Origin of the sequence: Mesorhizobium erdmanii (genome assembly GCF_013170725.1) — a bacterium.
Taxonomy (GTDB): Bacteria; Pseudomonadota; Alphaproteobacteria; order Rhizobiales; family Rhizobiaceae; genus Mesorhizobium; species Mesorhizobium erdmanii.
Genome location: NZ_CP033361.1, coordinates 2372163 through 2383455, shown reverse-complemented (window position 1 = coordinate 2383455; position 11293 = coordinate 2372163). Strand labels below are relative to the sequence as shown.

Sequence of the window (11293 nt, the reverse complement as noted above, 5' to 3'; positions counted from 1 at the left end):
CTTGATCCTAGTTCTGGCCGCAGGAATGCTCGCTGTCCCTTGGCTATCGCAACAGGCCAGCTCGGCCGAGGCCGTCACCACGGCGGAATGGGCGCTTTACAAGGACAAGTTCCTCGACCCAGCCGGCAGAATCATCGACACTGCGAATGAAGGGATCAGCCACAGTGAAGGTCAGGGGTACGGACTGTTGTTGTCCTATCTTGCTGGAAACCAAGGCGATTTTGATCGTATCTGGGCGTTCACGCGGACGGAAATGATGGTGCGCGACGACGGTCTGGCGGCATGGAAATGGGACCCGGCTACCGTTCCCCACATTAGTGACACCAACAACGCTTCCGATGGCGATCTGTTGATAACCTATGGGCTGGCACTTGCCGGCACGGCCTGGCACCGACCCGACCTTACCGCTTCGGCCAAGAGCATCGCGGCGGCGCTTGCCGATGGGGGGCTGGAGACCGTGGGCGATCTTGTCCTTCTCAAACCCGGCAAGTCCGGATTTGCCGCCGCCGACCGCAAGGACGGGCCTGTCGTCAACCTGTCCTACTGGGTCTTCGAGGCGCTTCCGGTTCTGGCGCAACTGATGCCGGACGGGCCATGGACACAATTGGCGGACAGCGGAAGGAGGCTGCTTGTCGCCTCCATGAAAACCGGGCAGGCAAGCTTGCCGCCCGATTGGATTTCGTTGAAAACCGTGCCGGCGCCAGCCGACGGATTTCCCAAGGAATTCAGCTACAACGCCATCCGCATTCCGCTTTACCTCATCCGTGCCGGTGACAGCGATCGGACCTTGCTGGAACCATTCGCTACGCGGATGCCGGATGCCGCAGGGCAAGTCCGTGTCGTCGACATAGCAACCGGCAAGACGCGTCACCTTCTTGCCGACGCGGGCTATCGCATAATCCCCGCACTCGTTTCCTGCGTGTTGAGCGGAGCTCCGATAGACAAGGACATGCAGTCGTTCCAGCCGACCGACTACTACCCTTCGACCTTGCATCTGCTGGCGCTTTCCTATGCGCGGCGCCATCATCCGGAGTGCTTGTGAAACCGCCGCTGATCATAGTCGCGGGAATTGTAGGGGTGGGCGTGATGGCGCTTGCCAATGGCCACTACATCAATGTGCCATCCATCCTTTCCAACATCACAGCCATCGCTCAGCAGGGCAACGCCCTCCAGGGCAACGCGCAGCCTGTCGCGGCGACACAGGCGGCGGCGCAGACAAATCCTCCTGCCCCAACTTCGACTGCGCCGTCGCCAAAGGTGGATGAAACGGCGTTGCGCTACTTTGCCTCCAAGGGCGACACCAAGCGACTGGAAGCGGAAATCGCCCGATTGAAGGCGCTCTACCCGGATTGGACACCACCGGAAGATCCGCTGGCCGCCCGCCCGCAGGGCGATCCTCAACTCGATCAGATGTGGAAACTCTATTCGGAAGGCAAGCTCGCAGAAGTGCGAAAAGCCATTGCCGATAGGCAAGCCACACAGCCGGACTGGCAGCCGCCTTCGGATTTGCTGGACCGGCTGGCTGTTGCGGAGGCCAGAGAGCAGCTGGTGAACGCGTCCGACGTCAAGCAATACGATGCCGTCATCCGCATCGGATCGGCCAATGCCAGCCTCCTGACCTGTGGCGATGTCGACGTGCTGTGGCGCGTCGCCGAGGCCTTCGCGCGTACCAAGCGTGAAGATCGTGCCCGCGACGCCTATCTCTATATCCTCAGGAATTGTGCCAAGCCCGAGGAACGCGTCGCAACCATCCAGAAGGCGCTACCTTTGCTGTCGCGCCAGAATCTCGACCAGCTTCTGGCAACCGAACAGAAGACGGCTGACGGCAAGGGCGAATTCGCCGCCATTCGCGGCGACATCGCCAGGCAGAGCCTTGCCAATGCCGATACCGATCCAAAGCTGGTGATTGCCGATGCCGATCTCGCCGCGGTCCAGGCGCTTGCCAATGATGGCGGCTTGGCGTCGGACGACCTGCTTCTCGGCTGGTACTATGTCCGCCGCGACAATCCCCAATCCGCCGAAAGTTGGTTTCGCAAGGCCCGCCAGAAGGAAAACTCGGCCAAGGCGTCGCAAGGCCTGGCCCTGGCGCTGATCAACCAGAGCCGTCCAGCGGAGGCCGAGGATATTCTCTACCAGTGGCGGGATGCCGACGACGACGTCCGCAAGGTCTATCTTGCAGCGGTCGCGAACCTCCTGGCCATCACGCCGCCGCCACCGCTCGCCGCGCCGGTGCTGCAGAGAATGGTGCAGGAGGTTTATGCCGCCAAGGATGCGGGTTCCGCACAGCAGCTTGGCTGGTATGCCGACGCGCTGAACCAGCCGCAGACGGCAGCGCAATGGTTCAAGCTCGCGCTGGACTGGAAGCCCGATGACGAGCCGTCCGCCTACGGGCTTGCCTTGACCCGATGGAAGATCGGCGACAAGGCTGGGGTACGGGAAATCCAGGCGCAATGGGCCGGACGGTCCGAACGAATACCGACGGTCGGCGAACGCAGCATCCAAACCACCGTTGTTGGCAGAGGCCGATCCGGGCCACGCCAGCGGGCGCCTGCTGCTCAGACGGACGACCAGACCGATGCCGGCGCCGGCAAAGTTCGCCGGAGCGCTGGGCGGGCAAGGCAGCAGAGCAGTGGTTGTTCCAGCAGCGTCGATCCGGTCACACTCTCTCCCGAGGCGGCCTTGTCACGCGGCTGGTGCCTGATGCAGGCAAACAGGCCCGTCGAAGCGGCCGCGGCCTTTGATGTGGCGCTGCATGGGAGGGGAAAGACGCACGCCGATGCCGCCTACGGACAGAGCCTCGCCTATCTGGCGGCAGGTCTGCCCGATATGGCGGCTGTTTCCGCTGCGAAAGCCCCCATGGATGCCGACCGAAGCATCGAAATCAGGACAGCACTGTTGGAATCCCAAGCCGCCAACGCATTCGACCAGGGTCGGTATGTCGAGACGATCATGGCTCTCGACGAGAGGTCGCACATCGCGCCCGAACGCACCGGCCTGATGGTACTGCGCGGCTATGCCTATCTGAAGCTGAGACGTTTCGACGATGCCGAGCAGATATTCCGGGCAGCTGCGGGCACAGGCAGCCACGACGCGCTGAAAGGGCTTAACGACGTCAAGATGGCCCGCGAGTTGAAAGGCTAGAGCAAAGCGATGCCAAGCCGAGCTAAAGCCGCTTCCGCGCTTCGGCTTGCGCCTGTCGCTACCTTCCGCTATAGAGCCGCCACCCGCGTAGACACCCTTGGAGGCAACGCGGCGGAAGGCTGCCTTCCCTTGCGATCCCGAACAAAGCTCCGTCTCAGGGCGGGTGCCCTCATTCGGACATCAGGGTCTGGCGGCTTTCGACGTTTACGGCCGGGGCACGTTGCCCTCCGCAAACGCTCCATAACACGCGAAAGGAAAAGCCATGAGCCACGATACTTACGAGCTCAAGGCCGAAGCGCGCGAACAGGTCGGTAAGGGGTCCGCCCGTGCAGTTCGCCGCAACGGTAAAGTGCCTGCAGTAATTTACGGCGACAAGCAGCCTCCCCTGGCGATTGCGCTCGGCTACAAGGACGTCTTCTACAAGATCCATGGCGGCGGGTTCCTGACCACGATCGCCACGATCGATGTCGACGGCCAGAAAATCCAGGTTCTGCCGAAGGATTTTCAGCTCGACCCGGTCAAGGACTTCCCGATGCATGTCGACTTCCTGCGCATCGGCAAGGACACCGAGGTCAATGTCGACGTGCCTGTCCACTTCATCAATGAAGAAAAGTCGCCCGGCATCAAGCGCGGCGGCGTGCTCAACATCGTGCGTCACGAAGTCGAGTTCCACTGCCCGGCCAATGCGATCCCGGAATTCATCACCGTCGATCTCACCGGCACCAACATCGGCGACTCGATCCACATCTCGGCGGTCAAGCTGCCGGCCGGCGTCAAGCCGGTCATCTCCGATCGCGACTTCACCATCGCGACCATTGCCGGCTCGTCGGCAATGAAGCCGGAGACGGAAGAGACGGCGGAAGCGGCTGCACCTGAAGCGGCTCCTGCCGCCGAAGAGAAGTAACTCTTTCCCGCCCGGAGCCAACGATGCTTGTCTTTGCAGGCCTCGGCAATCCGGGCGCGAAATACGCTGATAACCGGCACAATGTCGGCTTCATGGCGGCGGACGCTATCGCCCGCCGCCATTCCTTTTCGCCCTGGTCGAAGAAATTCCAGGGCCTGATCGCCGAGGGCACGCTCGGCGGCGAAAAAATCATCCTGATCAAGCCGCAGACCTTCATGAACCTGTCCGGCCAGTCGGTCGGCGAAGCGCTGCGCTTCTACAAGCTCGGCCCTGAGGCGCTCACCGTCTTCTATGACGAGATCGACCTCGCCGAGGGCAAATTGCGCATCAAGACCGGCGGCGGCGCCGGCGGCCATAACGGCATCCGCTCGATCGACGGCCATGTCGGCAACGCCTATCGCCGCGTGCGCATCGGCGTCGGCCACCCCGGCGTCAAGGAAATGGTCCAGCATCACGTGCTCGGCGATTTCGCCAAGGCCGACCGCGAATGGCTGGAGCCTTTGCTCGAGGCCATCGCCGACAACGCCGCCATGATCGTCAAGGGCGACGAATCCGGCTTCATGAACAAGGCTGCACTTGCAGTGCAGGGCAAGGCGGCGCCCGAGCCGGAAAAGCCGGAACGCAAGCATGAACCCAAGCAGCAAAGTCACGTCCGCCAGGCGCGTCCGCCGCAGCCGGCGGTCAAATTGCCGGAATCCGGCCCGATGGCCGCCATGCTGAAGAAACTCTTCGGCAAGGACTGAGCGGGAGCCATAAGGCGGTACGGGGCTTGACGTTGATCACCCCTATCGCCCATAGCCCTGATCAAATTTTGCTTTTCCCGATAGGACTGGACGAAAATGGGTTTCAAATGCGGCATCGTTGGCTTGCCCAACGTCGGCAAGTCGACGCTTTTCAACGCGTTGACCAGGACGGCGGCGGCGCAGGCCGCCAACTATCCGTTCTGCACCATCGAACCGAACACCGGCGAGGTGGCGGTGCCAGATCCGCGCCTGCAGAAGATCGCGGCCATCGGCAAGTCGAAGGAGATCATCCCGACCCGCATCTCCTTCGTCGACATTGCCGGCCTGGTGCGAGGCGCCTCCAAGGGCGAAGGGCTGGGCAACCAGTTCCTCGCCAACATCCGCGAGGTCGACGCCATCGTGCACGTGCTGCGCTGCTTCGAGGATGACGACATCACCCATGTCGAGGGCCGCATCGACCCCGTCGCCGACGCCGAGACGGTCGAGACCGAGCTGATGCTCGCCGACCTCGACAGCCTGGAGCGCCGCATCGTCCAGATCCGCAAGCGCGCCGGCAGCAAGGACAAGGAAGCGGTGACGGTGCTGCCGATGATGGAGGCCGCGCTCGAACTGCTGCAGGCCGGCAAACCGACGCGCGTGCTGCTCAAAGGCATCTCGGCCGAAGACTTGCGCATCCTGCAGGGCTTGAACCTTCTGACCTCGCACCCCGTGCTCTATGTCTGCAACGTCGCCGAAGCCGATGCCGCCACCGGCAACGAGCACACCCGGGCCGTGGAGAAGATGGCCACCGCGCAGGGCGCCGGCACGGTGGTGATCTCTGCCGCGATCGAGGCCGAAGTCGCCCAGCTCTCCGACGAGGAAGAGATGGAATTCCTGTCCTCGCTCGGCCTCGACGAGCCGGGCCTCAACAAGGTGATCCGCGCCGGCTATGAGCTTTTGCATCTCATCACCTATTTCACCGTCGGGCCGAAGGAGACGCGCGCCTGGACCATCCACAAGGGCGACAAGGCCCCGCAGGCCGCCGGCGTCATCCACACCGATTTCGAGCGCGGCTTCATCCGCGCCCAGACCATCGCCTACAACGACTTCGTCACGCTGGGCGGCGAAGTGGCCGCCAAGGAAGCCGGCAAGGCGCGCGACGAAGGCAAGGAATATGTCGTCCAGGACGGCGACATCATGCTGTTCAAGTTCAACACTTGATTTGCCTGCGCTCACAACGAGCGCGATGACGTTCCTTGTCAAGGATCGCACGGCCCTGCGCAGCGATTGACCTCGATCGAACGGGCGAAGCGCCGTACCTATTCGTCGTCCTTTTTGTCATCGTCGTCGCAGCAATCGTCGCAGCATTCCTCACAACCGCATTTGTGGTGCTCGTGGCCTTCATGCTTGCAGCCGCATTCGTCCCAGATCGTGTAGGCCATCACGTCCAGCGTCCTCACCGGCATCGTCGGATCGTCGCTGGTGATGATCAGTTCGCAAGCCCGCGGGCAATGCTCGTTTGCTTTGTAGCAAACGGTCAGCGCCAAGCACGAACCCGCTTGCAGCGTCGCCGGGAACGGGTTGTGGACCAGCTTCCAGTGATGGCTCTTGCGCTTGAAGGCAACGCTCGTTACGTGCAGGGCGCATTCGCCGACATTGCAGATCGAGATCACCCGCTCCGTCCGGCAGCACGCCTTGACGCCGCCGAAGCATAGGGAGCCAGTGACGGCGAGCTTGCCGCTTGGTGCTTCGCCCTTGACGAGGATATCGTGCGGGCTGCCGGGATCGGTGCTGGTGACGGTGATCGTCGCTCCCTTGGCGCCAAAACTCTTCGGCGCGAAGCGGATCGGCAGCGGCAGCGACGCGCCGGCCCCGATCAGCAGCGGGTAGAACAGCGCCTCGGGAACCAGGAAGTCCGGCGAGGACGATGTCGCCCCCGTCACTGTCAACCCGCAATGGCTGCCATTGTTGAGGATGAGCGGCTCGTCTCGGAACGAGCCGACGCAGACATGGCCGAAGTTCCCGGTGTCGGCGATCAGGAGGTTGAGCTTTGGCCCTTGCGCCATGCCCGAAACGTGGACCTTGTGCGGCCCGGCCGGATCATTGCTGAACACGGTAATGATTGCCGCCTTGAGGCCGAGGCCGGTGGGCTCGAACCGGATCGGTAGTTCGATGGCATCGCCGACGCCAAGCTTGATCGGGTAGGAAAGCACGCTCGGCGTCAAGAAGTCCGGCGACGACGATGTGATGCTGGTGATCGACAGCATCGCCGTTCCGCCATTGTCGATGGTCAGTTCCTCGTCGGTGAACGAACCCAGGCAGACATGGCCGAAATTCCCCTTGTCAGCGATGCCGGTGACCACCCTGCCGGTTCCCGGCGTGACCTTGAAGAAGAACGGGTCGATGGAGACCGCGACCGGAGTGACATTGTCGGTCGCCAGCAGCGTCTTGGTGGTAAAATTGGCGTTGCGTTGGAATTTCACGCCATTGGGGAAGTTGGCATTGTCTGGCGTGTTGTTGGCGCTGAAAATGCCGTAGAACGAGCGTCCCACCGCCATCATGTAGAGATAATCGCCGATATAGGGCTGGAAGCCGGCGGCAGGCGTGCTGGCAGGCGTGTTAGCCAGCGTGTAGGTCGAGATCGAGCCGAAATCGTTGGTCGTCAGTTCCAGCATCGTCTCCCAGCGCTGGCCGGGAGCAAGGCCGGTGACCTGCTGGTAGACGAAGCCGAGCCGGCCCGCCTCGTTGATGGCTAGCGCGGGATTGGTCGCATTGGCTATGCTGCGCAGGTTGCCAGACCAGGTTGCCCCGGAATCGGTCGACTTGCGAACATACAGCGTATAGGTGCCACCCGTCTGGTCACCCCAGCAGGCGTAGACGACGGCGCTGTTGTTGGGGTCGACCGCGATCGAAAGGTCGCCGCCGATGCGCTGCTGGCCAATGTTGAGACCCAGGAACGGGTTATTGATGCCCGTGGCGATGCGCAGGCCCTGGTTGAGGTCGCCCGGATCGGTCAGCGCGGTGTACGGCGTGGCGCCGCTTGCCCAGTTGTCATCGCGCACGACCACCACGTCGAAGGACGCGAAGCCAGGCAGAACGGCGTAAAACAGCGCGTAGACCGTACCGTTCAGGTGGATGGCCGGCCGAGTCTGGAAGCCATCGCGGGCGACGGTACGGCCTTCAATGACGAAAGTGCTGGTCGCGGGCGCGGCGATTGCCGCGTCGAGCGACTGGTCGACCGTTGCCGGTATGTTGACTGGTGCGTGGTCGTTGCTGCCGACATAGACGCGGTCCTTGCCGGCGCCGGGGCCGGAAGGAACCGTCGCCGCCTGTACGAAGGGCTGGTCGTCGTTCTTGCGCGTCGCCATTCTGAACATCGTCGTGGCGCCGGAAAAGTCGTTGGTCCGCAAGATGTCGAAATTGATCGACGAGATGCCGCCGCCGCCCCACAGCACGCCGGCATAAAGATTGCCGCTCGTCGTCGCGAAGCGCAGCGTCTGGTCACGCACCGGCGTGCCGGCGATGAGGTCCTTCAGGCTCCAGGTGGAGCCGCCATCCTTGGAATAGAAGATGGGAGAGTTCTTGCTGCCGGCATTGGGACTCGGCGTAAAGGCTGTTCCGGCGATCTCCAGCGGATTGGCGGGATTGACCGCCAGATTGGGTTCGCTGTCCTGATTTGTCTCCCCGCTCGACAGGTTGGGGATCATGTTGACGATGGTGAGGACGTCCGACATCTCAGCGGCCTCCTTCATCGGCAAGCCGGCGCACTTCGGCTTCGCGTTCGGCGGACTGGAAGTCGAGCGGATCGATGACCTTGTAAATTGGCCGCGCCATGTCGCGCGGACGCTCGACCTCCTCGTCGTCGTCCCTTGTCACGTGCAGCAGGAATATCCCATGCTTGCCCTCGTGCAGCTTCGGTGATTTGTACCAAGCGACGTCATGGCTGCTGGCGAAGAGGACTTCGACCTCTCCCTTCGGTTTTTTCCCTTTGAGAACAGTTCGCACGGCAACTTTCGCGACGCCCCATTCGGGGTCGTGCTCCGAGCGCGGAGGAAATGGCCGCTCCAGCACCCTTGAGGACGTGACCTCGCCGATAACGATCAGTTCGGCTTGGCGCACGCGCTCGGCCAGCGGACGCGCGGCCGCGATGCGCAACGCCTCTGAAATCTCCTCGCGTGACTGGGAAGTGGCGCGGCGATGGCCGAGTTCACGCACCACTAGCTTATTGCCCAGCGACACGATGTCGGTGAAGAAGACGAATTCCTCGCCGCCTTCGAATGTCGCCTTGTGTTCGGTGATGAGGAATGCGTCGCTGCCGCGCAGGCCGCGCAATTCTGCCGTACTGTGTATCACTTCGTCGATATGGATTCTGATCGTGTTTTCCGCCGCAGCGTCGTTTTGGGCATCGCCTTCATCAGGACTTGGACGATCTTTGTCCGGCACTGCCTTGCCTTGGAATATGAAACCGGCTTCCTCCGGGCGTCGTTCGTCCGTGCTCATGGCGCACTCCTCCCAACGGACGTCACGTCCGCGATGATCCCAAAATCCGCAGTCTGGAAACTAATTTCGTACTGAAGTGTTGGCTGTCCAGCTTCGCCGGAAGTAACGCACCAGGGCAATGCCGATGACGAGACCGAGCCCCGCTTCGCTGAAATCAATCAGGAAATAGAGCCAACTCAACTGTATTTCGCCGCTCAGTATGGTGGCGAAAATGCCTGCCGCCAGGATTGCAAGGACGGCAAGCACGGAACGCATCCAGCCAACCGAGGTGCACCAGACCAGCACGCCCAACACAGCCCCAAGGATTACCGGTACGATTTCGTCCATCAGGCGAATCCTATTGTTTTCCGGCTCTACTAGAGCCGGATCCCGCGAGGGGGTGAGACAGGATCAAAAATCGTGCAATCGATAAAGTATACGCTCATATACATTCGATGTCACTAATGCTTTGACGGCTTTAGTCAATTTTCTTTGGTAACCAATACCTACATATATTATTTTCAAGTTGAACAAAATTAGCTGTAACCTGGAATGGTAAGTTCAGAGCAGCACTAGTAATTACTCGCCGGGCTGCTCGCCCTCAGGCCGGCAACCGAAGATCTTGTCGTCACCCATGGCGATGCCTGCCTGCCGAATTTCATGGCTGCGGAGCGCCGTTTCAGCGGTTTCATCGATTGCGGGCGGCTAGGCGTCGCCGATCGCCACCAGGATCTGGCGCTTGCCTGCTGGAGCATCCGCCATAACATCGACGAGACCTGGATCGGACCTTTTCTCAAACGGTACGGCTTGCCGGAAGCCGAGCCGGCGAAGCTTTCCTGGTACCGGCTGCTCGACGAGTTTTTCTGAGTGGCCAATGTCGATCCGGCTGCCTGGGGCTTGTCTTGATTTTGTCATGGCGCAGGTCTAAGCGGCTGGCACACGGTCAGGGCACGTGACGAAGAGCCTTGCAATCCGAGACGACGCGTCAATCCGAACGCGTCCAGCAGGGGAAATCTGGCGATGATCAAGGCTTTCGTCGTCGACAATGATCGCCTGCGTCTCACCGACGACCTCATAGCCGATGGCGACAGGGTCGTCTGGGCCGACCTGGTCAATCCGACCAAGGATGAAGAGGCCACCATCGAAAGCTGGCTCGGCGTCGCCATTCCGACCCGCGAGGAGATGGAGGAGATCGAGATTTCCAGCCGTCTCTATATCGAGGACGGCGCCTACTTCATGACCGCCACTTTGCCCGCGCAGACCGAGGTCGACGATCCCCTGATGTCGCCGGTCACCTTCGCGCTCGCCGGCAACAGGCTGATCACCATTCGCTATCATGAACCCAAGGCCTTCAAGACCTTCCCGCTGCGCGCCGAGAAGGTGGCGACCGGCTGCACCAGCGGCGACACCATCCTGATCGGCCTTCTGGAAGCGATCGTCGACCGTCTCGCCGACATCCTCGAGCGCGCCGGCCGCGACATCGAGGGGATTTCGCGCGACATCTTCGAGGCCCGTTCGACCAAGGTGTCGAAGCGCAACCGCGACTTCCAGGAATTGCTTAAAGCCATCGGCCGCAAGGAAGACATCACCTCTTCCGTGCGCGACAGCCTGATCTCGTTGCAGCGTCTGGCCGGTTTCCTCGCCCATGTCGCCACCCAGACCAAGATGAGCAAGGATGTCCGCGCCCGCATCAAGACCTTGTCGCGCGACGTGCTGTCGCTGGCCGACCACGCCACTTTCCTGTCGCAGAAGATCTCCTTCCTGCTCGACGCCACGCTCGGCATGATCTCGATCGAGCAGAACGCCATCATCAAGATCTTCTCGGTCGCAGCCGTCATCTTCCTGCCGCCAACGCTGGTCGCCTCGATCTACGGCATGAATTTCGACATCATTCCCGAACTGAAATGGCAGCTGGGCTATCCCTTCGCCATCGGGCTGATGATCCTGTCGGCGATCCTGCCCTTCTGGTACTTCCGCCGCCGCGGCTGGCTCTGACCGGCGCCCGTGGTGGCGGCTGCTCGCGCTGGCTCACCAGAAAGGACTTGAC

Annotated in this window: 9 protein-coding genes and 1 pseudogene; 7 read left to right on the top strand and 3 right to left on the bottom strand. The window is 61.8% G+C overall.

Annotated features, from left to right (window positions below; translation table 11 throughout):
* Nucleotides 1–25 precede the first annotated feature (25 nt).
* From EB233_RS11495 to ychF, 5 genes are all read left to right on the top strand, one after another.
* Nucleotides 26–1042: a family 8 glycosyl hydrolase gene (locus EB233_RS11495; protein ID WP_064989669.1), complete on the top strand. Its 1017-nt coding sequence runs from the start codon at nucleotides 26–28 to the stop codon at nucleotides 1040–1042.
* A complete protein-coding gene (locus EB233_RS11490) occupies nucleotides 1039–3141 on the top strand; it encodes a tetratricopeptide repeat protein (RefSeq protein ID WP_064989670.1) in 2103 nt (700 codons plus the stop codon). Before EB233_RS11495 ends, EB233_RS11490 begins: the two co-directional genes overlap by 4 nt.
* A 262-nt stretch (nucleotides 3142–3403) precedes the next feature.
* Entirely contained in the window at nucleotides 3404–4045 is a 642-nt protein-coding gene (locus tag EB233_RS11485; RefSeq protein WP_027055382.1) for a 50S ribosomal protein L25/general stress protein Ctc, read from the top strand.
* 23 nt (nucleotides 4046–4068) lie between these two features.
* Nucleotides 4069–4788: an aminoacyl-tRNA hydrolase gene (gene pth, locus EB233_RS11480; RefSeq protein WP_064989671.1), complete on the top strand. Its 720-nt coding sequence runs from the start codon at nucleotides 4069–4071 to the stop codon at nucleotides 4786–4788.
* 96 nt (nucleotides 4789–4884) lie between these two features.
* Complete coding sequence (gene ychF / locus EB233_RS11475; RefSeq protein ID WP_027055384.1) at nucleotides 4885–5988, top strand: redox-regulated ATPase YchF; 1104 nt, start codon at nucleotides 4885–4887, stop codon at nucleotides 5986–5988.
* 98 nt (nucleotides 5989–6086) lie between these two features.
* Here the strand turns inward: ychF and EB233_RS11470 are convergent, their stop codons facing one another.
* Genes EB233_RS11470 through EB233_RS11460 form a run of 3 tightly spaced genes read right to left on the bottom strand, consistent with a single transcriptional unit; the run spans nucleotide 6087 to nucleotide 9594 of the window.
* Nucleotides 6087–8501: a choice-of-anchor D domain-containing protein gene (locus EB233_RS11470; protein WP_171892226.1), complete on the bottom strand. Its 2415-nt coding sequence runs from the start codon at nucleotides 8499–8501 to the stop codon at nucleotides 6087–6089.
* Between the two features lies 1 nt (nucleotide 8502).
* Nucleotides 8503–9267 carry a hypothetical protein gene (locus tag EB233_RS11465; protein WP_064989673.1) on the bottom strand — a complete coding sequence of 255 codons (765 nt, stop codon included), beginning with the start codon at nucleotides 9265–9267 and terminating at the stop codon, nucleotides 8503–8505.
* Between the two features lie 60 nt (nucleotides 9268–9327).
* On the bottom strand, nucleotides 9328–9594 hold the full coding sequence (locus EB233_RS11460; protein ID WP_064989674.1) for a hypothetical protein: 267 nt from the start codon (nucleotides 9592–9594) through the stop codon (nucleotides 9328–9330).
* 243 nt (nucleotides 9595–9837) lie between these two features.
* Between EB233_RS11460 and EB233_RS11455 the strand changes: the two are divergent.
* Nucleotides 9838–10113, top strand: a pseudogene (locus tag EB233_RS11455) (phosphotransferase); the annotation flags it as partial.
* A gap of 153 nt (nucleotides 10114–10266) precedes the next feature.
* Nucleotides 10267–11241: a magnesium/cobalt transporter CorA gene (gene corA / locus EB233_RS11450; protein ID WP_064989675.1), complete on the top strand. Its 975-nt coding sequence runs from the start codon at nucleotides 10267–10269 to the stop codon at nucleotides 11239–11241.
* Nucleotides 11242–11293 lie beyond the last annotated feature (52 nt).

Bases quoted from the DNA above. Each gene is read 5' to 3' on its own strand.
- corA (WP_064989675.1), top strand. From the start codon at position 10,267: ATGATCAAGGCTTTCGTCGTCGACAATGATCGCCTGCGTCTCACCGAC.
- EB233_RS11460 (WP_064989674.1), bottom strand. From the start codon at position 9,594: ATGGACGAAATCGTACCGGTAATCCTTGGGGCTGTGTTGGGCGTGCTG.
- pth (WP_064989671.1), top strand. From the start codon at position 4,069: ATGCTTGTCTTTGCAGGCCTCGGCAATCCGGGCGCGAAATACGCTGAT.
- EB233_RS11465 (WP_064989673.1), bottom strand. From the start codon at position 9,267: ATGAGCACGGACGAACGACGCCCGGAGGAAGCCGGTTTCATATTCCAA.
- EB233_RS11495 (WP_064989669.1), top strand. From the start codon at position 26: ATGCTCGCTGTCCCTTGGCTATCGCAACAGGCCAGCTCGGCCGAGGCC.
- ychF (WP_027055384.1), top strand. From the start codon at position 4,885: ATGGGTTTCAAATGCGGCATCGTTGGCTTGCCCAACGTCGGCAAGTCG.
- EB233_RS11470 (WP_171892226.1), bottom strand. From the start codon at position 8,501: ATGTCGGACGTCCTCACCATCGTCAACATGATCCCCAACCTGTCGAGC.
- EB233_RS11485 (WP_027055382.1), top strand. From the start codon at position 3,404: ATGAGCCACGATACTTACGAGCTCAAGGCCGAAGCGCGCGAACAGGTC.